Below are 20197 nucleotides of genomic sequence, written 5' to 3'. Positions count from 1 at the left end.
TGCTCGCGAATACAGTGGATCAGCCAACATGAATGTTGGATGTGATGGCCCCTTCGCGAGCAAGCTCGCTCCCACAAAAAAGCGTAAATCGCGCTGTGTCAGGCGTTTTGCGCCTGAAGAAAAATCGAAAACAGCTCGGACTGGGATTTGATCCCCAGCTTGCTGTACATGTGTTTCTTATGGACTTTCACGGTTTCTACGGAGATTTCCAGCTTACGGGCGATTTCTTTACTGGAGCAACCGCTGAGCATCAAACGCCCGACATCCAGCTCGCGGGCAGTCAACTGCGCGCCCTTGAGTTGTTGCACCGACGCTTCCAGTTGCACCCGCCAGTCTGCCCGGACAGGGGCGGCGGCAAGCGCCACGGTTTCGTTGATTTCATACGGAAGCCGTTGGCGCAGCAGGCCCAGCACCCAAGGCTGGATCAATGACAGCAAGGCGATATGTTCGCCAGTGAAACGTTTTTCACTGCCCAGCGACAGACATAACGTGCGATCGCCTTCGAGCTGACAATTGAACTGGATTTCGTCGGCCACGACATTCAGACGAAAGTATCGCTGGTAATACTCGGTCAGTTCGAAATGCTCGGGCGCCACCTCTGACAGGCGATACAGGCCGGTGCGCGATTGCTCGCGGCAGGCGATGTAGAACGGGTCGAGCAGATACAAGCCGCGCAGATAATCCTGAAACAACTGATCGGGGCTGCCGTCTTCGCCGGGGCATTCGGCGAAGACCTGTGGGTGTTGATCGGCGCTGAACAGCAGTGCCACCCAGCTATCAAACGGCACGTACTGGTCGAGCAGACGCACCAGTTGTGCCCAGAAGTTCGGCTTGTCGAGCGCATCGATGAGTTGCCCGACGGCGCGGTGCCAAGTGATGTCGTCAAACGATAGTGCCATCGATCTACCCCTATCGGGTTACCCCGGCCGCGTAATTCCCTGGCCGGCTGCTTGCTGCGCATACTGGCCCACAGACAGCCACCGGGCAATCTTTCAGCGCCCGACGCTCATCACAAGGAACGCCCATGAAAGTCGAACTCGCCCAACTGGCGGGCCGTGACAATGCCACGGCTTACAACCTCGAACGCGCCTTGGCCGCGATTGCCGCGTGCGCGGCCGACACGCATTTGATCGTGTTCCCGGAAACCCACCTGATGGGTTTCCCTACGGCCGAAACCGTGGCGCAAACCGCCGAATCGCTCGACGGTCCGACTGTCAGCGCCGTGCTGGCGGCCGCGCGCGAACGCAGCATCGCGGTGGTGATCGGCATGGCCGAGAACGACAACGGTCGCTTCTACAACACCACGTTGTTGATCACCCCTGAAGGTATTGCCCTGAAATACCGCAAGACCCACCTGTGGGCGTCGGATCGCGGCGTGTTCGAGGCCGGCGACCGCTACGCCACCTGTGAGTGGAACGGTGTGCGCGTTGGCTTGCTGATTTGCTACGACATCGAGTTTCCGGAGTCGGCACGTGCCTTGGCGCAACTGGGTGCCGAGCTGCTGATCGTGACCAACGGCAACATGGACCCGTACGCGCCGACTCACCGCACCGCGATCATGGCCCGCGCGCAGGAGAATCAAGCGTTTGCGCTGATGGTCAATCGTGTGGAAGCGGGGGATGACGGTTTGATGTTTGCCGGTGGCAGCGCGCTGGTCGATCCGCTGGGGACGTTGCTGTTCGAAGCGGGGCGTGAAGCAGGGACGTTCAGCGTCGAGCTGGATTTCGCTCAACTGGAGATTGCGCGCAGGGATTACCGCTATCTGGATGATCAGCGCTTGAAGTTGCCGGGGGAGGTGGTGGAGCGCGGCGATGGTGTTCGTGAGTTGTTGATTCCACGCCGTTGATCGCTGCCCTCACCCTAGCCCTCTCCCGGGGGGAGAGGGGACTGACCGAGTTGATTGTTCGAGGTACGCCGACCTGAAATACCGAGTCGTATTCCGGGTTTGAACCTGCAAATTCGAGTCGAACTCAGCATTTGAAACCCACGGAGATCGGCTCCCTTTCCCCTCGCCCCCTTGGGGGAGAGGGCTGGGGTGAGGGGGAAAAGATTTCAAGCCGAACAAAAAACTCAAACAACACCAGAACAACAAAGCCACACCCGAAAACATTCGCCGAACCCGGCTCTGCCATAAATCCAATAACATTCGGAGTAAGTCGCCCATGGCTCGTTTGCAACGCACCCTTTCATTAGGGTCGGTGGTGCTGTTCGGCATCGCCTACATGACGCCGATCATTGTCCTCGGCACCTTCGGCATCCTCGCCCAATCCACCGCCGGCATGGTGCCCGCCGCGTATCTGGCGGCGCTGGTGGCGATGTTCTTCACCGCCATGAGCTACGGGCGCATGGCCGCCGCATTCCCCGTCGCCGGTTCCGCCTACAGTTATGTGCGCAAGGCGATCAGCCCGAAACTCGGCTTCATCGCCGGTTGGGCGGTGTTGCTCGATTACCTGTTTCTGCCCATGGCGATCTGGCTGATCGGTGCGGCGTATCTGGCATCGGCGTTCCCGTCGATCCCGCAATGGATCTGGGTGCTGGCGTTCATCGGCATCACCAGCGCAATCAATATCATTGGCCTGAAACTGGCCAACGGCATCAACGCCTTGCTGATGCTGGTGCAATTCCTTGTGCTGATCGCTTTCGTCGCGCTGTGCGTGCACTACATCGGTGGCGATGCGACTACACCGTTGTGGTCGATCAAACCGTTCTTCAACGGCGACATGCACATGCCGCTGATCATGAGCGGCGCGGCGATTGCCTGCTATTCGTTCCTCGGTTTCGATGCGGTCAGCACCTTGACCGAAGAAACCCACGACCCACGCCGCACCATCCCACGCGCGATCATGCTGATCACCTTGATCGGCGGGCTGATCTTCGTCGGCGTTTCATACTTCGTGCAGATTGCGCATCCGTCGTTCCAGTTCGACAGCGTCGATTCGGCGGCCTATGAAATCGCGCGCAACATCGGTGGCGATCTGTTCGTCTCGATCTTTCTGATTGGCTTGATTGTCGGCCAATTCGCCTCGGGGCTGTCGGCGCAGGCCAGCGGCTCGCGGTTGCTGTTTGCCATGGGCCGCGACGGCGTCCTGCCGAAGTCGTTCTTCGGTACGCTGCACGTGCGCTTCGGTACGCCGGTCAACAGCATCCTGCTCTGCGCCGTGGTGGCGTTGTTGGCGCTGAAGCTCGACGTGACCACCTCGACTTCGTTCATCAACTTCGGCGCGTTTCTGGCGTTCAGCCTGGTCAACCTCTCGGTGATCTTCCATTACTGGATCGGCGGCGAGAAAAAAGGCCCGCGTGAGCTGGTGCTGTTTTTGCTCTTCCCGTTCATTGGGCTGGTCGCGGATTTGTGGCTGATGGTCAGCCTCGATCACTTGGCGGTTTATCTGGGCCTGAGCTGGCTGGCGATCGGCGTGGTGTATCTGGCGGTGCTCACCGGTGGTTTCCGCCGGCAGCCGCCGGAGATGGATTTCCAGGAAGCGACGTGAGCCTTGCGGCTTGGCACACCGTTGACCGACATGTGATCCTTGGCGCTTTTGCGCCAAGGATTTTTCGTATGTCGACTTCTTCCACTATTGATATTGCCGCTGCGCTGTTGCTTAACCCTCAAGGGCAGACTTTGCTGGTGCGCAAACGCGGGACCACGGCGTTCATGCAGCCGGGCGGCAAGATCGAAGCGCATGAGTTGCCGGTGCACGCGCTGGCGCGTGAGCTGGAAGAGGAGTTGGGCTTGCAAATCGACCTGACGCAGGCTGCATTTCTGGGGCAGTTTTCCGCCCCCGCGGCCAACGAGCCTGGATTTGTTGTACGAGCCGAAATCTTTCAACTGACGATCGATGGTGAAGTCACTCCGGCGGCGGAAATCGAAGAGGTGATCTGGGTCGATCCGACCACTGATCCAGCAGTCGAGCTGGCGCCATTGACACGCGACCTGATCCTGCCGTTTTATCGCCAATCATTGACGGCCATCGCCTGATCATTCTCGCAAAGGACTTTGCCATGATCCCGCTGCAAGACCTGCTGATTTTCGCCGCTGCTGCCTTGCTGATGGTGCTGACGCCGGGGCCGAACATGATCTACCTGATCTCGCGTTCGATCTGTCAGGGACGCAAGGCCGGGGTGACGTCGTTGCTTGGCGTGGTGGCGGGGTTCTTTGTGCATCTGTTCGCGGCGGCGGCCGGTCTGACCGCTGTGTTTCTTGCCGTGCCGATGGCTTACGAAGTGCTGAAATGGGCCGGCGCGCTCTACTTGCTGTGGCTGGCCTGGCAAGCGCTGAAACCCGGTGCGCGCTCGCCGTTCGAAGCGCAGCAATTGCCGGCGGATTCGTCGCGCAAGCTGATCACCATGGGCTTTCTCACCAGCGCGCTGAACCCGAAAATTGCCGTGTTCTACCTCTCGGTGTTTCCGCAATTCATCACGCCAGAACACGGCTCTGTGTTCACCCAAAGCATCATTCTTGGCCTGACCCAGATCAGCGTCAGTTTTTGCGTCAATTTGCTGATCGCACTGTTCGCGGCGGGCATTGCTTCGTGGTTTGTGCGTAACCCGACATGGCTGGTGCTGCAGCGTTACTTCATGGGATTCGTCTTGGGTGCTCTCGCGGTGCGATTGATGCTTGAACAACGCAGGACGGCTTGAGCATGTGGATCGAACGGCTGGACGCCAGCCACGCCCTGGCTTACCGCGAGCTGATGCTCGAAGCCTACGACCGTCATCCGCAGGCGTTCACTTCCAGCGTACGTGAGCGTGCGGTGATGCCGTTGAGCTGGTGGGAAGGGCGCCTGACCAACAAGCTCGACGTCGTTCTCGGCGCGTTCGAAGCCGGCACGTTGGCCGGGATCGTGGGCCTGGCGTTGGAGCCGCGCGAGAAGGCCCGACACAAAGCCACGTTATTTGGCATGTATGTGTCGGCGGATTTTCGTCAGCACGGTTTGGGTTTTGAACTGGTACAGGCGGCCATCGCCGAAGCGCAAAGCCATCCCTTCCTGAAACTCATCCAATTGACCGTCACCGCCGGTAATAAAGCCGCGTTCAACCTCTACCAGCGCTGCGGCTTCATCCAGTACGGCCTCGAACCGCTGGCGGTGCGAGTGGGCGAAGACTATTTCGACAAGATCCACATGTGGCGCGAGATCTGATATCACCCCGCCCTTGTGGGAGCGAGCTTGCTCGCGAATGCGGTGTGTCAGTCAGCAACGTTGGCAACTGACCCATTGCATTCGCGAGCAAGCTCGCTCCCACAGGGTTCAGCGAACGGCGCTGACACCGTCCAGGGTCGAGAACGACGTGTCTTTCGCCGTCAGCAGAAAATCGCGCATGTACGGTGCATCGAGCATGTCGGTGCGGATCGCCGCGTACAACGTCGCGAACAAGCCTTTTTCCCCCAGCCGTTTACCCTTCACGTAACCGCGTGAGCTGTATTCATGCAATGCCCAGTGCGGCATGCCGCAGACGCCACGGCCGCTGGCAACCAGTTGCATCATCATCACTGTCAGCTCTGAGGTGCGCACTTGCGCCGGCTCGATGTCGGCCGGTTCCAGAAAACGCGTGAAGATATCGAGGCGATCGCGCTCCACCGGATAAGTGATCAGGGTTTCCGTCAGCAGGTCCTCGGGGACGATGTACGGCTTGCTCGCCAGCGCGTGCTGATTGGCCACCGCGAGCATGGCTTCGTAAGTGAACAGGGGGACATAGGTGATGCCGGCGATCTCCAGTGGATCGGAGGTCACCACCAGATCCAGATCACCCCGCGCCAGCGCTGGCAATGGTGCGAAGGCGAAACCCGAAGCAAGGTCGAGTTCGACTTCCGGCCAGGCATCGCGGAATTGGTCGATGGTCGGCATCAGCCACTGAAAGCAGCTGTGGCATTCGATGGCCATGTGCAAACGCCCGGCGGTGCCACCGGCCAGACGGCCGATATCCCGTTCGGCGGCGCGCAGCAGCGGCAGGGTCGCATCCGCCAGTTGCAACAGGCGCAAACCGGCGCTGGTGAATCGCACTGGCTTGGTCTTGCGCACAAAAAGCGCCATGCCCAGCCGTTCTTCCAGCTCCTTGAACTGGTGGGACAGCGCTGACTGTGTCAGGTGCAAACGGTCGGCGGCATCGACGAGGCTATCGGCTTCGCGCAGGGCATGCAGGGTTTTCAGGTGGCGGATTTCAAGCACCGATGGCTCCATGAGGAAAACTTGTGATCAATACGGAAACGTTGAGTCTGTCTCATGTTTGCCGGGCTGTCGATAACGCTGCCTGGTTTTCCTGGAGAACTGCCGGAGGGTGGCTCTGCAGTTCTCCAGGCGACTGGCACGCCTTCTCTTCAGAGTTCTTCGAAATGCTTCAGAACAATCGACTGTTCGGTGATTCTGGAATCGAGCAGGGTCGGGTCGTCAGCGTGAGTCAACAGGCGATTCTCTGGCAGTTTCAAATGGGCTCTTTCGAATTTGCGCAGGGGGCGGCTGGCAGAGCGGTAATGGAAATGCACGTACCAGAGCAATTGCGCAGGCTCCAGGGTGATATCCCAGACCTCATATTCCTGCAGGTAGTTGGGTTTGCCTTCGTAGTCAGCCAGGCGCTGCACAGGAAGGGGTTTGCGGATCTGGACCGCATGCTGACCGATGAGGTCATCGAGCATGCCGTCGGTAGGCTTTCGGCTGGTCAATGAGCGTTGGGTACGGATGGCACGACCTTCGATGATCAGTTCGCTCGCCTGATCGCGCAATCGCTGGATGATCGAGTGTTGGGCAGACTTGGCAGCGATATCGTCGGCGCGAGTGGTGAGTTCCCCCGCCCGACTTTTCATCATGTGTTCCAGGTCGATGGGGAGCATGCCCTTGTTGGCGTTTCTCTGAACTTTCGCACGGTAAGTTGCCACGTCATCCAGACGTTGCTGTGCCTCGTTGACCAGGGTGGTCAGATTCAACCCCGCAGGCGGCCGGGCAGATGCGGGTTGCGGGTTGATCAGACGTAATTTGCCATCGGCGCCCTGTTCATAGATTTCCTCATAGCCCCCCGCCCCGGTGCTTTTATATCGACGGGAATTGGTGACGTTGTCCCATTGCTCCACACCATGATGCAATTGGTTGTCATCAGTGATGAACACGCGCTGCAGAGGTTGCCCGGCGACCCTGGGCTCGGGGGGCTTGTTGAACGCTGCACGCGCCCGATCAGCCAAGCGATCAATGCCTTCCAGCAAGGGCTCGACGACGTCCAGATGAAAGAATTGCGGATAGCTGGCGGTCCAGACGGCCATCTCGCGACGAAACTCGACGCAGGCGTCGATGCTTTCCTGAAGAATGCGATGACGTTCGGCGGTCGTGCTCTGAATGTTTGGCAGGTCGTACTGGCGGTACAGGCGCTCATCGATTTTATTGCGAAGGGGGTCTGCCACTTTTACAAAATAGCGCCACGACGCATCGTCAGGGCTGCCGATTTTTTTGACGATTTCCATGCGTTGGGAAGTTTTCAGGTACAGCAAGAGAGCATCACTGTGGCGGGTGTTGGTGTTATTGACCAATGCCGAAATTTTCGGCCGGTCTTTGACATGCATGCGTTCATACCAGTGATTGACCTGGTCTTTGAGTTCCGCCAACTGTTCGAGCTTGTTGACGATCTCGACACGAAAGGCGCGTATCTCTTCAATGTGTTTCAAACGCTCGACTACTGCATCGCCTGGCAGCGAATTATGTAGCTGCTTCAATCGTTTGATGGCGCGTGTCATGCCGTGAATGTTATGCGACAGGTGGATGGCGCGGCGCCGATAACGGTCAGTCAACAGCCATGCAGTCTTGCTTTGCATTTGGGCGACAGCCTTGCGTTTTCTGCCCTGAGTCAGCGCAGTCAAATCGGTCAACACCTCATACCGCTGTTTGGCCACCTGGATATCGCCAACACAAGCGGCTTCGACAGTTGGCCACATCGCCATGCGCTCCACTTCCGGGGCTTCGCGGTAGGCATTGAGCACCTCGTCGCTTTTTCTCCCCCTGCGCTGCAATCGATCGGCCAGGTCATCAGCGGCGGCGGTCAGTTGATGGTGACGGCGGAAGTTTCGATCCACCAGCCAGCGCGGCAAGCGTTGCCGAATCACCGGCGGCCAGTAAGGGTCGAATGTTTCGACCAGGCGCCCGCCGACATTGCCGCCACCCACCACGCCGCCTTCCAGGGCGGTCCCGTAAACGCCGAACCAGGTGTCCCAGTGCCCGCTTTCATCGAGGGCGATCGGTTGCTTGTAGGTTTTTCGCGAGTTGCCGGACAGGCGCCAGCTGCGCGAATCCCGACTCAGTTCCACTTGGTAGAGGCGGCCCTGACGCTCAATGAAGTCGCCGTCGGCATGCCGGTAGATCCCGCGGTAGAGGCCGTGGCTGGCCGGTTCTGTGCCAGTCAGAGAAATCGGCTTCTCATATTCGTAATCCTTGAAGCGCGTCAGCACATGCCTGGCTTGACGCTGCGACTTGCCGTGCAGCGCCGCCACATTGCCGAGCACCGCGTGGAGCTGCCGGGCCTGTGTCAATGCACGTGTCGTCCGTGAGAGGGTCGAGGCCACCGCTTCGCCCGGAAGCAGATCCATGAGGGCGTCGATCAACGACAGCAGCATGGACTCGATTTCCGCCAGACCGTCAGCCACGTCGCCACGCAAGAACGCGACGACGGCCTGATTCGCAGCCGTCCAGGCCTGATAAAGCGCCAGCACACTGCCGACGAAGGGCACCATGCCCAAGGCCATTTTTATGTAGTTGAAGGCGCGCGGGCCTTTCAGGGTGTAGCGCTCGAAGAACAGCTCATCGTTGGAGCGCGAGGTACCGCGATGGGCTTCGATCAAGCGTCCCATGTGTGCGTCGAGCAGGTGCGCGGCGAACGAAGTAGTCGCGGGCCAGCTCACCCCGACTTCGATGATGGCATCGAAGTTTTTTTCCACGGCCTGACCGATACGGTTGATATGGGCCCGGACATTGCCCTGCAAAGCCCTGTTCGCCAGGTACTCGATCCACTTGTCACTCCCGCACAACGTGAACAGCCCTTTGCGCGCCGCTTCGAGCGTGTCGTAACGGCGGAAAAACTGCCCGTCGTGGCTGTCTGGCAGGTACAACAGGGTGACGCCGCTGATCTGCTCTTCGATCAGGCTGACGCCGGACAGCGTTACCGGGCCTTCGCCGGGGGTGTCCTTGCCGCCGACTTTCAGCGACACCGGCAACAGAACCAGGTGCTTGCCGTTGGCTTGCCACGCCTCGGTGGTGTTGGCATCGATGGCGATGTTCAGCAGCGCGGCTTCATCAGGGCTGAGGTGTTTTTGCAGGCGCGCATTTTCGCTTTGGATTTTCAGCATCAGGCGCCAAGGCTCGATCAGGCTTTCCCGGCGGTGTTGTTTGACGAATTCCGACTCGCTGGTGGCGCCCCTGAAGGCATCGTGGATTTTCTGTTCATAGGCTTTGGGCAGGTCGAGTTCCGGCAGGACTTTGCGCAGGTAGGTCAGGTTGATGCCGTTGAGCAGGCGAGTGCGATCCTTTTTCAGCGTCGCGGTGACCTCCAGCCTCAGGAAAATCAGACGCTGCGAGAGTGAGTCATTGAGCACTGAATGGACGTTGTCGATATTGAGCTGGGCCAGGTCCTCCAGCGACATTTTGCTGCGGTTTTTGCTCGGCACAATGGTCGTGGTCTTGCTGATTCCACCAGGCCCCGACACGGGTACCTGTTCGGTCTTGGTCGAGTCGGGCAGTTCGACCTGGATGGAGAAGTGGCCTTCAAGGGAAAAGTCCTTGCGCAGTCGGGCGTGCAGGTGGCGGCGGGTGAAGTCGTCACGGGGTTCCAGCGCGAGGGTCATGAGCGCGTGGCTTTCGCGCATTGCCGCGATATACGCCTCGATGTTCTGTTTCAGCCCGCTACGCTCGTTTTCCTTCAGTTTGATCAGCCAGCCCGGCAGATGGCCGGCGAGGGTGCCGCTGCGTTCCTGCTCCAGCAGGTGAGCGAAGGCCAGGCTTCTGGCGGCGTGTACTGGCACCTGCAGATTGGCGAGGCAGCTTTGGCGCAGAATTTCCAGCGCGTCAGCCTGTTCGGATTTACCGCGCAGACCTGTGGCTTTCGCGTCGAAGTCGGCAATCAGCTCATTGAGGCAGTGATGCAACGGGTCTGTGGCAAGGGGGCTCAATTGCAGGGTCAGATCGCTGTCCTGGTGCAGAATCCTGAACACCTCGCGCTCCATGGTCCGCTGATCGGCAAAGCGCTGCAGGCCACCGCCGGCGCCCGGCCAGTAGAGCATCAGGCAGGAAGTCGATGTGCTGTCCGAGAGGGCGGCTTGCCTTCCGATGACCAGCGCGCCCTTGAGGGGTTCGCTCTGCGTCGTAGTGATGCCGTCCTTGGTCTCGGTCAGTACCAACGTCAGGCTGGCCGCCGTGATGTGGGTGTCGCGGTCAGCCGCAATGGGAGTGTCCAATACGGCTTTGAGCAGATCGTGTTCGGCACTGTCGAGTTGGCCCAAGGTTGCTTGCAGCTTGCCTTCGGCAGACAAGCCGTCGTGGTGCGCCTTACGAAGGGCCGAAAACGCTGAGTTGAAGGTGCTCACGTCGAGCACGCTGTCGCGGTAAAGCAGCGATGTGGCGGCGGTCTCGCCGGCTTGTTCGGCTGCCTCCAGCGCTTTGAGCGCTTCCTTGCACGCTCGATATCCAGAGCCGTCACCGTCGTTGTCCTGCAAACGTTCGAGCGCATCGCGTTGACGTTTGAGCGTCGCTTGTCGTAGCGCCAGTGGAATGCCGGCCGACAGGCTGCCGAACAGCGGTTTCTCCACCGTTTCGATATCACTGGTGGCGGTGAGCGGTTTTGGCGGGGCGGCCACGATGATCGCGCTGCTGCGCTGATGGTCGATCAGATCGACATGTACCAGTGATCGCGCGCCGTGCGCCCTGATCCCGGTTTTGCCTTTGTTGGTATTGCTCAAGGCGTCGAGTTGCGCGTGGTGGCGGTCGGCGAACAGATCGCTGGCCCCGGTGACCATCGGGTCGAGCGCTGCGCTGTAGTCAACGCGCAGGATCTCCTTGGGCAGTCCGGTGGGGATCTGTATCTGCCGGGCCAGCCAGGTTTGCATTTCTGCGCGAGTGTTGAAGGCCTGGATCGAGGTGGCGTTGCACGGCAGATAGAGCAGTGGCGCCGCCGAGGCCAGATCGCCGACGCTGACGACCCAAGCACCGGGGAGTTTGACTTTGCTGTCGTTGCTCAGCACCAGTGCCAGTTTTTCCGTGTGGATGGCTTGGCCCTCGACTGTCAGCGCGTCCGGCCCTGAGTCGATGATTTGTTGCAGCGTTTTGAGTTGCGCGGCGGTGATGACCCGGTTGGCGAGGGCCGTGTGTGCGGTGGCTTCGAAGTGCGCGCGGTAAAGTTGCGTGGCGCGGGTACGTCGCGACACAGGCGTGCGCGGCGCCCGCGCATCCCAGAACTGTGCCCAGCAAATCTCGTGGCTTTTGCGCGGATCGAGCGATTTGAGCTTTTCAAGGAGTTGCACAGGCTTTAAAGCGTACAGCGCATGATCTGAGCTGATTCCGCTGAGATCACAGTGTTGATCCAGATCGCTTTCCAGCGTCGGCTGTTGAGCGACAAAGGCACAGGCATCGGTAAGGCTGACGGTGTGTGCCGGTTCGTCATCGGTGGCAGCAAAACGCAATCCGCTTGTTTCACCGTCCAGTTGCAGTTGTTGTCGCAGCAACTCATTAATGCTGTCGCGCAGGGCCGGGCTGGCGGCAAACAATTCGCGTAAACCCTCGTGGCTGCCGCGCCAGCGGTGGCTGGCCTGCTGCAACAGGCTGTCATCAATCGTTTCCGGCAGGTGCTCGACGGTCTCGGGCAACGGTGAGGGTGCGGGGAGTTCATCCAGAACAAGGCGATCGGGCATGGTGGCATGGCTCGCATGACGGGGCGGGGAATCCGTCCCTGAGCGCGTCATTGAAGACAAATCACGCAAGGCGATGGCGGTACATAGATATTGTTTGCAGCCAACGACCATGACCGCTCGGCACTCTTCATCAAACTGTCATGGAACTGTGGCAGCGCGCTTGTACAAACTTCATCAGACTCGCGCTCTACTGGGGTTCTGCGTTTCGGTGTTTTTCATGGCTAAGGGTTTTCTATCTGTCGCGGCTTTGTTGGCCGCGATTTTTTTCGGGTCGTCGGCATGGGCGGCAGCGCGTTGCGATGTGAATGTGCCAACTGAACACGTCGATCTGCAGCAGGTGAGCCTGGCTTACCAGAGCATTGGCCGTGCGTCTGATCCGGCGTTGCTGCTGGTCATGGGCCTGGGTGGACAGTTGATCCACTGGCCGGATGAAGTGGTAGTCGCGCTGTGTCAGCAGGGCTTTCGGGTGATTCGCTATGACAACCGCGATGTCGGCTTGTCGACCTGGCGTCAGGCGCCGGCCGAAGCCAACCTGACCTTCGAAGTGTTGCGCTACAAGCTCGGCCTGCCGGTGGCGGCGCCGTATAGCTTGACCGACATGGCTGATGACGCGCTGGGTTTGATGAACGCGTTGCACGTCGAGCAATTCCATGTGCTGGGCGCGAGTATGGGCGGGATGATCGCCCAGCACATGGCCGCGATGGCGCCGCAGCGGGTCGAGAGTCTGACGTTGATCATGACCACTTCGGGCGCCGAAGGATTGCCGGCACCGAGTGCGGCGCTGGTGCAGTTGCTGTCGCGACGCGGTGCACCGAATCGTCAGGTGGCGCTGGAGCAACAGGCTGATCTGCTGGCGGCACTGGGTAGCCCGGCGGTGACGGATGATCGCCAGGCCTTGTTGCATCAGGCGGCGCTGTCTTACGACCGTGCGTTCAACCCCGAAGGCGTGAAGCGGCAGATCATGGCGATTCTTGCCGAGCCGAGCCGGGTGGCGTTGCTCAACCAATTGCGCGTGCCGACGCTGGTGGTGCATGGCACGGCGGACCCGTTGTTGCCGGTGATGCACGGCGTGCATCTGGCGGCGCACATTCGCGGCAGTCAGTTGAAGCTGATTCCGGGGCTGGCGCATCGGTTTCAGGAGGCGTTCAAGGAGCCGTTGCTGGCGGCGGTGCTGCCGTATCTGCAGGCGCATCGTGAAGACACTTCGCACTGGGCGCAGATTGAGCCGGTGGTGGGCGCGAATCTGCTGTAACCGGGAAATCTGCTGTGTCCCCATCGCTGGCAAGCCAGCTCCCACAAGGATCACACCGAACCTGTGGGAGCTGGCGTGCCAGCGATGGGGACATCACGGTCGCCACATAATCCGGAGCAGGTGTATCGTGCAAACTTTCCCGCACGATTCCCCCGCGAGGTGTGTGATGAGTTCCGCCCTGAAAATCGACTTTGTCAGCGACGTCTCCTGCCCCTGGTGCGTCGTCGGTTTGTATGGCTTGCTTGAAGCGCTGGAAATCCTGCGCAACGAAGTGCAGGCCGAGATCCGTTTCCAGCCGTTCGAGCTGAATCCGAAAATGGGTGCCGAAGGGCAGAACATTGCCGAGCACATCCACGAAAAATACGGCTCTACTCCCGAGCAATCGCAGAAAAATCGTGAAGCCATTCGTGCCCGTGGCGCTGAACTCGGGTTCGCCTTTCGCACTGATGGCAACAGCCGTATCTACAACACTTTCGATGCGCACCGCTTGTTGTATTGGGCCGGGCTTGAAGGGGAGCAGTTGGCTTTGAAAGAGGCGCTGTTCAAGGCTTATTTCGGTGAGGGCGGCAATCCGTCGGATCATCGCCAGCTTGTGCAGATTGCTGCAAGTGTCGGGCTGGATCGTCAGCGGGCCGAGGCCATTCTGGCGTCTGACGAATTTGCCGATGAGGTGCGTGAAGAAGAACAGCTGTGGCTGCAACGCGGGGTGAGTTCGGTGCCGACGGTGGTGTTCAACGGGCAGTATGCGGTCACCGGTGGGCAGCCGGTGGAGACGTTTGTCGGGGCGATTCGGCAGATTATGGCTGACACCCGGGGTGGTGCCGTCAACTGAAAAGCTAAAAGCCCCTCACCCTAGCCCTCTCCCGGAGGGAGAGGGGACTGATTGGGGGATGCTGGAGTGATACGCCGACGTGAACGTGATGTACCGAATCCATGGTCGACTGGATCTTTCAGGTCGATGTCAGACGCAAGACGCCTCGGTCGGCCCCCTCTCCCTACGGGAGAGGGCTGGGGTGAGGGTCAGCTGTGCAGGCGTACCCAAACAGTCACCAACACAGTGGCGGCCATCAACCATGCTACTGCCGCGACGGCCAGCGACGCCTCCAGTCGCATCCGGTCCACCATCACATACAACGTCGCCAGATACACAAAATACGGAATGATCGACCACATCCCGAACACGATCGTGGTCTTCAGATCCTCAATCGAACGCCCCTTGCCGACGATGTAATGCGCGATCAGCGCAAACGTCGGAAACAGCGGCACCAGCCCGGCGATGTAGTAGTTTTTGGTCTTCGACAGCGCCGCGATGATCAGCACCACCGCGGCGCCCAACAGGGCTTTGAAAAACAGGTCCACGTCGTTCTCGCTTAATGGCTCAGGCCGTATTTTTTCACTTTATCGAACAGCGTGGTCTTGGCCATGCCCAGCTCAAGACTGGCCTGAGTCAGGTTGCCGCCGCTGCGTTGCAGGGCATCGCTGAGCAGGTTGCGCTCGAACGCTTCCACCGCTTCGGCAAACGCCAGCCCTTGTCCGCCACTGTTGGCGCCAGACTTCTTGAACGCCGGCAAGCCGAGGGCGAAGCGCTCGGCGACGTTGCGCAGTTCACGCACGTTGCCTGGCCAGTCATGGCTCATCAGGTTCGACAGGGTCTGGTTATCCAGCTCCGGCAATGCGCGATCAAAGCGCAGGGCCGACTGTTGGGTGAAGTGTTCGAACAGTTGCAGGATGTCTTCGCGACGCTCGCGCAATGGCGGCAGCTCCAGCGTCACCACGTTGAGGCGGTAGTACAAGTCGCTGCGAAATTCCCCGGCTTTGCTCGATTCATCGAGGTCGGACTTGGTCGCCGCAATCACCCGGCAATCGACCGCCACGCTCTGGTTTGAACCGAGGCGTTCGAGGGTCCGCTCCTGCAGCACGCGCAGCAGTTTGATCTGCAAGGGCAGGGGCATGCTTTCCACTTCGTCGAGGAACAGCGTGCCGCCATCCGCGTGTTCGATCTTGCCGATGCGCCGTTTGCCAGCGCCGGTGAAGGCGTTCGCCTCGTGACCGAAGATTTCGCTTTCGAAGAGGTTTTCCGGCAGGCCGCCGCAGTTCAGTGCGACGAATTGCTTGCTGTGACGACGACTGAAGTCGTGCAGGCAACGGGCGACCAGTTCTTTACCGGTGCCGGTCTCGCCTTCGATCAACACGTTGGCCGAGGTATCGGCGACGTTGGCGATCAGTTCTCGCAGGTTCTGCATCGCCGGCGAGCGACCGATGATCCGTCCTTCGAGGGAATCTCGTTCGGCCAGTTGGCGGCGCAGCGACGACACTTCGCGGGCGAGGCTGCGTTGCTCCAGCGCCCGACGCGCGACATCCACCAGACGTTCCGGCGAGAACGGTTTTTCCATGAAGTCGTAGGCGCCTTTCTGCATCGCGCCGACGGCCATGGAAATATCGCCGTGGCCGGTGATCAACACCACCGGCAGGCTGCGATCGCGTTGTTTGAGGCGGGTCAGCAGTTCCAGACCATCGATGCCCGGCAGGCGAATGTCGCTGATGACGATGCCGGCAAAGTTGTCGCCGACCCGCTCCAGCGCTTCCTCGGCACTGCCGACGCCCACGCAGGGAATGTCTTCCAGGGTCAGCGCCTGCTGGCAACCGAGCAGCACATGGGGGTCGTCTTCGACGATCAGTACACTGAGTTCGGGGTTCATATTGGCTCGGCAGGAGTTGGGCTTACCAACGGTAAACTGAGGACGAAGGTGGCGCCACCGCTGGCCGGGTGTTCGACACCCAGGTGACCACCGGTGGCAGCCGCGAGGCTGGCGGAAAGCGTCAGTCCCAGACCCAGGCCTTGTTCGCCGGGTTTGGTGGTGAAGAACGGTTCGAACAGATGCTTGCGCGCTTCGGCGTCGACGCCGTGGCCGTTATCGCGCACGCGCAGGCGATATTTACCGTTGAACTCTTCACCCTCCAGCCACAGTTCGGGCTGTGGTTGCGCCTGCATGGCGTCGAGGGCATTGCCGATCAGGTTGACCAGAATCTGTTCAAGGCGGGTCTGGTCGATCTGCACCTGCACATCGATGAACTGCCGGTGTATGTCCAGCGTTGAATTCTCCACGCGCGCACCGAGCAATTGCAGCGCTGCCTCCACGGCTTTGCCGAGGCTGGCCTGGCCTTGGTTGTCACCGCGGCGGGCGAACGAACGCAGGCTGGCGGTGATCCGGCCCATGCGGTCGATCAGCTCGTTGATGGTTTTCAGATTGGTGCTGGCGACATCCAGTTGACCCCGTTCGAGGAAGCGCACGGTGTTGCCCGACAGCGTACGCATCGCTGCCAGCGGCTGGTTCAATTCGTGGGCGATGCTGGTCGACATCTGGCCAATGGCAGCGAGTTTTCCGGCCTGCACCAGCTCATCCTGCGCACGGCGCAGGGTCTCTTCGGCCTGACGGCGTTCGCGGATCTGGCTCTTCAGACGCTCGTTGCTGGCGCGCAGGTCGGTGGTGCGTTCGGTAATCCGACGCTCAAGCTGATTGTTGGCTTCCTGCAAGGCTTCGCGGGCGGCGAGGCGGGTGGCGATGACCTTGCGCCGTTCGTTCCAGGCGATCAGCAAGAAGGCGACCAACGCGAAGGCGACCGCGACCAGAATCCCTTGATTGATTGCTTCACGGCGCAGGTCCTGCAACGGTGTGAGCAGGGTGAAATTCCACGGCGTGTCGGTCAGTGGCCGGGTCTGCGCGAGATAGCTGATGTCGTCATCGTCGGAGCGCACTTCGCTGTTGGCGGGAAAGGTGAGTTTTTCCACGCCTTCGGACAGGGTTTCACGGGCCAGCGGTTGCAGTTCGTTGAGCGGGAACCAGTAGTACTGCAGGCTGCGGGCGAGTTTCTCTTTGATTTCGTCAGTGAGCGGGATCACTGACTTGAGGCGTCGGGCCGGATCACTGGAGAGAATGATGATGCCGTTTTCATCGCTGACAAAGGCTTCCAGACGTGCGCGTTGCCAGCGTTCTTCCATGGCTTCAAGGCGCACCTTGACCACGGCGACGCCGATGATCTTGCCGTGTTCTTCGAGGCCGTGGGCGAGGTAGTAACCCGGTTCGCCGTTGGTGCTGCCGATACCGTAGAAACGTCCGGGTTCGCCACGGATGGCTCTCTGGAAGTAGGCACGAAAGGACAGGTCTTCACCGAGGTAACTGTCGACATCGCGCCAGTTGCTGGTGGCCATGACACGGCCGGTGGTGTCCATGACGTAGATGGCCCGACTGCGGCTGCGTCGGTTCAGGCCTTCGAGGTAATCGTTGACCTTTTGCCGGTGCTCCGGGGTCGGCTCGGCGAGCAGTTGCGACACACTCGTTTCGAGTTCCAGCAGGCTGGGCAGGTAGGTGTATTTACTGATCTCGCTCTCGACCGCACGGGCGTGCAGTTCCAGCTGGCGCTGGCCATTTTCGCCGAGGCTGCGAATGCCGAAATGTTCACTGGTCCAGAAGCCGATGAAACCCAGGCCGATCATCAGGGCGATGATCAGCGGCGGCAGGAACAAATGACGAATCAGACGGGGTTTCACGGCAAGTGATGGCGGCGCGGCGCGATAGAGATTGGGGTCGCATTTCATCACAGTTGCCTTGGGTCAACCACCACAACAGACTTCACCAATCCCCTGTAGGAGCTGCCGCAGGCTGCGATCTTTTGATCTTTAAAAACAAAGTCAAGAGATCGCAGCCTGCGGCAGCTCCTACAGGGGGAGGCGGTGTTGCTTTTAGTGCTGCAGGATTTTCTCGAGGAAGTGCTGCGCACGTTCGGAACGGGCGCTGATGTCGCCGAAAAATTCCTCTTTCGGGCAGTCTTCGATGATCTTGCCGGCGTCCATGAAGATCACTCGGTCGGCCACTTTGCGCGCAAAGCCCATTTCGTGGGTCACGCACATCATCGTCATGCCTTCGTGGGCCAGTTGCACCATCACGTCGAGCACTTCGTTGACCATTTCCGGGTCGAGCGCCGAGGTCGGTTCGTCGAACAGCATGACGATCGGGTCCATCGCCAGCGCACGGGCAATCGCCACACGCTGTTGCTGACCGCCGGACAGTTGTCCCGGATGCTTGTGGGCATGTGCCGACAGACCGACGCGCTCGAGCAGTTGCAGACCTTTTTTTGTCGCCTCTTCCTTGCTGCGGCCCAACACCTTGATCTGCGCGATGGTCAGGTTTTCGGTGATGGTCAGGTGCGGGAACAGTTCGAAATGCTGGAACACCATGCCGACGCGCGAACGCAGTTTCGGCAGGTTGGTCTTCGAGTCGGCAATCGAGGTGCCGTCGACGACGATGTCGCCTTTCTGGAACGGCTCCAGCGCGTTGACGCATTTGATCAGGGTCGACTTGCCGGACCCCGACGGGCCGCAGACCACGATCACTTCGCCTTTTTTGACCTCGGTGCTGCAATCAGTCAGCACCTGGAAGTCGCCATACCACTTGTTGATGTTCTTGATAGAGATCATACGGCAAACCTTTTTTGCAGACGCTTGACCAGCAGCGAGGCGGAAAAGCTGATGATGAAGTAGACGACACCGGCGAAGATCAGAAACTCGTTGGAACGACCGATGATGTCGCCGCTGGAGCGGGCGGAGTTAAGGAAGTCCACCAGGCCCACGGTGTAGACCAGCGAGGTGTCCTGAAACAGGATGATCGACTGTTGCAGCAACAACGGGGTCATCTTGCGGAACGCCTGGGGCAGGATGATCAGACGCATGGTCTGGCCATAGGTCATGCCCATCGCCTGCGCGGCGGCCATCTGACCTTTGGGGATCGACTGCACACCGGCCCGGACAATTTCGCAGAAGTACGCGGCTTCGAACATCATGAACGCCACGACGCAGGAAGTGAACGCGCCAATCGGCGTGTCTTCGCCAGTGATCCAGCGCAGCACGAACGGTACCGCCAGGTAGAACCAGGTGATCACCAACAGCAGCGGGATCGAACGAAAGTAGTTCACATAAGCGCCAGCAACGCGCGACAGCAGTTTGCTGGATGACAAGCGCATCAGCGCGAGGATCGTCCCCAGCACGATGCCGCCGACCACGCCCATGACCATCAACTGCAAGGTCATGACCATGCCGTTCCACAGGCCCGGGATGGCGGGGATGATGCCGCTGAAATCGAAGTCCATTATTTACCCCCCACGGAGATCAGGCCGGGCACCGCGACTTTCTTCTCGACCATGCGCATCAGCAACATCAGGCTCATGTTCAGGGTGAAGTAAATCAGCGTGGCCAGGGTGAAGGCTTCAAACAGGTTGGCCGAGAATTCGGCGGTCTGTTTGGTTTGCGCCAGCAGTTCCATCAGGCCGAGCAGGGACGCCACGCAGGAGTTCTTGAAGACGTTGAGGAATTCCGAGGTGAGCGGCGGAATGATGATGCGGTAAGCCTGGGGCAGCAGCACGTTCCAGTAGATCTGCGGCAGCTTGAAGCCCATGGCGCGGGCGGCGGATTCCTGGCCGCGTGGCAGCGCCTGGATGCCGGTGCGCACTTGTTCGCAAACGCGGGCAGCGGTGAACAGGCCCAGGCACACGACAACGCTCAGGTAAGCCGAGGTGGTCGGGTTGAGGTCCTGTTTGTACCAGTCCTGCAGGTTTTGCGGCAGCAGGTCGGGTACCAGGAAGTACCAGATGAACAGCTGAACCAGCAGTGGCACGTTGCGAAACAGTTCCACGTAGCAGGTGGCGATGCCCGATACGATGCGGTTCGGCACCGTGCGCATGACCCCCAGAATGGAGCCCAGCAGCAAGGCGATGATCCACGCCACGATGGCGATGGCAATGGTCCAGCCCAAACCGGTGACGTACCAGTCGAGATAAGTCTCGCTGCCGACGCCGGTGGACTTGAAGAACACGCCCCAGTCCCAGTTGTAATTCATTAGGGTCTCCCCTCGAGATCGATCGATGTACAAGCACCCGCTTGGGGAAGATCCTTTCCCGCCTGACGTTGAACGTCAGGCACACGCGATCGGCTCGAAAACCGCCAGGTCGAGTGTTCCACAGTAAAGCCCGCAGGTAGTAACAGACGCCTGAGGGAGAGTGGCCCCCTCAGGCAATAAGGTTAG

General features: G+C 59.9%; 16 protein-coding genes. 7 read left to right on the top strand and 9 right to left on the bottom strand.

The features are described from left to right. Positions 1 to 98: 98 nt before the first annotated feature. Positions 99 to 899, bottom strand: a complete 801-nt coding sequence (locus ACIF4X_RS09085) for a response regulator transcription factor (RefSeq protein WP_397481848.1) — start codon at positions 897 to 899, stop codon at positions 99 to 101. Between the two features lie 125 nt (positions 900 to 1024). Here ACIF4X_RS09085 and ACIF4X_RS09080 point away from each other — a divergent pair, with 125 nt between their 5' ends. From ACIF4X_RS09080 to ACIF4X_RS09060, 5 genes are all read left to right on the top strand, one after another. Next, a complete protein-coding gene (locus tag ACIF4X_RS09080) occupies positions 1025 to 1846 on the top strand; it encodes a carbon-nitrogen hydrolase family protein (protein WP_397481847.1) in 822 nt (273 codons plus the stop codon). Between the two features lie 316 nt (positions 1847 to 2162). After that, positions 2163 to 3488, top strand: a complete 1326-nt coding sequence (locus tag ACIF4X_RS09075) for an APC family permease (protein WP_397481846.1) — start codon at positions 2163 to 2165, stop codon at positions 3486 to 3488. A gap of 68 nt (positions 3489 to 3556) precedes the next feature. After that, positions 3557 to 3976 (top strand): NUDIX domain-containing protein, encoded by a 420-nt coding sequence (locus tag ACIF4X_RS09070; protein ID WP_141128428.1) that lies wholly within the window; start codon positions 3557 to 3559, stop codon positions 3974 to 3976. Between the two features lie 23 nt (positions 3977 to 3999). Next, the gene (locus ACIF4X_RS09065) at positions 4000 to 4638 is read left to right on the top strand and encodes a LysE family translocator (protein ID WP_397481845.1); all 639 of its coding nucleotides are present in this window, start codon (positions 4000 to 4002) and stop codon (positions 4636 to 4638) included. Between the two features lie 2 nt (positions 4639 to 4640). Beyond that, positions 4641 to 5138, top strand: coding sequence for a GNAT family N-acetyltransferase (locus ACIF4X_RS09060; RefSeq protein WP_397481844.1), 498 nt, complete (start codon positions 4641 to 4643; stop codon positions 5136 to 5138). 108 nt (positions 5139 to 5246) lie between these two features. Here the strand turns inward: ACIF4X_RS09060 and metR are convergent, their stop codons facing one another. Together metR and ACIF4X_RS09050 are read right to left on the bottom strand one after the other, a co-directional pair. Then, entirely contained in the window at positions 5247 to 6164 is a 918-nt protein-coding gene (gene metR, locus ACIF4X_RS09055) for a transcriptional regulator MetR (RefSeq protein ID WP_007916739.1), read from the bottom strand. Between the two features lie 149 nt (positions 6165 to 6313). Beyond that, on the bottom strand, positions 6314 to 11869 hold the full coding sequence (locus tag ACIF4X_RS09050) for a dermonecrotic toxin domain-containing protein (RefSeq protein WP_397481843.1): 5556 nt from the start codon (positions 11867 to 11869) through the stop codon (positions 6314 to 6316). A gap of 217 nt (positions 11870 to 12086) precedes the next feature. Between ACIF4X_RS09050 and ACIF4X_RS09045 the strand changes: the two genes are divergently transcribed. Next, positions 12087 to 13121: an alpha/beta fold hydrolase gene (locus tag ACIF4X_RS09045; RefSeq protein WP_397481842.1), complete on the top strand. Its 1035-nt coding sequence runs from the start codon at positions 12087 to 12089 to the stop codon at positions 13119 to 13121. 166 nt (positions 13122 to 13287) lie between these two features. Beyond that, positions 13288 to 13953, top strand: a complete 666-nt coding sequence (locus ACIF4X_RS09040; RefSeq protein ID WP_397481841.1) for a DsbA family oxidoreductase — start codon at positions 13288 to 13290, stop codon at positions 13951 to 13953. A 188-nt stretch (positions 13954 to 14141) separates the two neighbouring features. On the opposite strand, the gene ACIF4X_RS09035 is transcribed toward ACIF4X_RS09040, so the two are convergent. The 6 genes from ACIF4X_RS09035 to ACIF4X_RS09010 form a co-directional block, all read right to left on the bottom strand. Further along, positions 14142 to 14480 carry a GlpM family protein gene (locus tag ACIF4X_RS09035; protein WP_008079444.1) on the bottom strand — a complete coding sequence of 113 codons (339 nt, stop codon included), beginning with the start codon at positions 14478 to 14480 and terminating at the stop codon, positions 14142 to 14144. A gap of 11 nt (positions 14481 to 14491) precedes the next feature. Then, a complete protein-coding gene (locus ACIF4X_RS09030; protein ID WP_397481840.1) occupies positions 14492 to 15820 on the bottom strand; it encodes a sigma-54-dependent transcriptional regulator in 1329 nt (442 codons plus the stop codon). Continuing rightward, positions 15817 to 17718, bottom strand: a complete 1902-nt coding sequence (locus ACIF4X_RS09025; RefSeq protein WP_397481839.1) for an ATP-binding protein — start codon at positions 17716 to 17718, stop codon at positions 15817 to 15819. Before ACIF4X_RS09025 ends, ACIF4X_RS09030 begins: the two co-directional genes overlap by 4 nt. A gap of 144 nt (positions 17719 to 17862) precedes the next feature. Continuing rightward, positions 17863 to 18597 (bottom strand): amino acid ABC transporter ATP-binding protein, encoded by a 735-nt coding sequence (locus ACIF4X_RS09020; protein WP_007963947.1) that lies wholly within the window; start codon positions 18595 to 18597, stop codon positions 17863 to 17865. Further along, the gene (locus ACIF4X_RS09015; RefSeq protein WP_003227756.1) at positions 18594 to 19265 is read right to left on the bottom strand and encodes an amino acid ABC transporter permease; all 672 of its coding nucleotides are present in this window, start codon (positions 19263 to 19265) and stop codon (positions 18594 to 18596) included. Before ACIF4X_RS09015 ends, ACIF4X_RS09020 begins: the two co-directional genes overlap by 4 nt. Then, positions 19265 to 20011, bottom strand: coding sequence for an amino acid ABC transporter permease (locus ACIF4X_RS09010; protein ID WP_397481838.1), 747 nt, complete (start codon positions 20009 to 20011; stop codon positions 19265 to 19267). The genes ACIF4X_RS09015 and ACIF4X_RS09010 overlap by 1 nt, the downstream gene beginning before the upstream one ends. Positions 20012 to 20197: the final 186 nt, after the last annotated feature.

The organism is Pseudomonas sp. NPDC085632, from assembly GCF_044541255.1.
In the GTDB taxonomy this organism is placed as follows: domain Bacteria; phylum Pseudomonadota; class Gammaproteobacteria; order Pseudomonadales; family Pseudomonadaceae; genus Aquipseudomonas.
This window is presented reverse-complemented; position numbering and strand designations above follow the sequence as displayed.

What these genes read in the sequence shown, in the direction of transcription:
- ACIF4X_RS09080 (WP_397481847.1), top strand. Translation starts at nt 1,025, where the DNA reads ATGAAAGTCGAACTCGCCCAACTGGCGGGCCGTGACAATGCCACGGCT.
- ACIF4X_RS09020 (WP_007963947.1), bottom strand. Translation starts at nt 18,597, where the DNA reads ATGATCTCTATCAAGAACATCAACAAGTGGTATGGCGACTTCCAGGTG.
- ACIF4X_RS09070 (WP_141128428.1), top strand. Translation starts at nt 3,557, where the DNA reads ATGTCGACTTCTTCCACTATTGATATTGCCGCTGCGCTGTTGCTTAAC.
- ACIF4X_RS09060 (WP_397481844.1), top strand. Translation starts at nt 4,641, where the DNA reads ATGTGGATCGAACGGCTGGACGCCAGCCACGCCCTGGCTTACCGCGAG.
- ACIF4X_RS09085 (WP_397481848.1), bottom strand. Translation starts at nt 899, where the DNA reads ATGGCACTATCGTTTGACGACATCACTTGGCACCGCGCCGTCGGGCAA.
- ACIF4X_RS09030 (WP_397481840.1), bottom strand. Translation starts at nt 15,820, where the DNA reads ATGAACCCCGAACTCAGTGTACTGATCGTCGAAGACGACCCCCATGTG.
- ACIF4X_RS09050 (WP_397481843.1), bottom strand. Translation starts at nt 11,869, where the DNA reads ATGCCCGATCGCCTTGTTCTGGATGAACTCCCCGCACCCTCACCGTTG.
- ACIF4X_RS09045 (WP_397481842.1), top strand. Translation starts at nt 12,087, where the DNA reads ATGGCTAAGGGTTTTCTATCTGTCGCGGCTTTGTTGGCCGCGATTTTT.
- ACIF4X_RS09015 (WP_003227756.1), bottom strand. Translation starts at nt 19,265, where the DNA reads ATGGACTTCGATTTCAGCGGCATCATCCCCGCCATCCCGGGCCTGTGG.
- ACIF4X_RS09065 (WP_397481845.1), top strand. Translation starts at nt 4,000, where the DNA reads ATGATCCCGCTGCAAGACCTGCTGATTTTCGCCGCTGCTGCCTTGCTG.
- ACIF4X_RS09040 (WP_397481841.1), top strand. Translation starts at nt 13,288, where the DNA reads ATGAGTTCCGCCCTGAAAATCGACTTTGTCAGCGACGTCTCCTGCCCC.
- ACIF4X_RS09075 (WP_397481846.1), top strand. Translation starts at nt 2,163, where the DNA reads ATGGCTCGTTTGCAACGCACCCTTTCATTAGGGTCGGTGGTGCTGTTC.
- ACIF4X_RS09010 (WP_397481838.1), bottom strand. Translation starts at nt 20,011, where the DNA reads ATGAATTACAACTGGGACTGGGGCGTGTTCTTCAAGTCCACCGGCGTC.
- ACIF4X_RS09025 (WP_397481839.1), bottom strand. Translation starts at nt 17,718, where the DNA reads ATGAAATGCGACCCCAATCTCTATCGCGCCGCGCCGCCATCACTTGCC.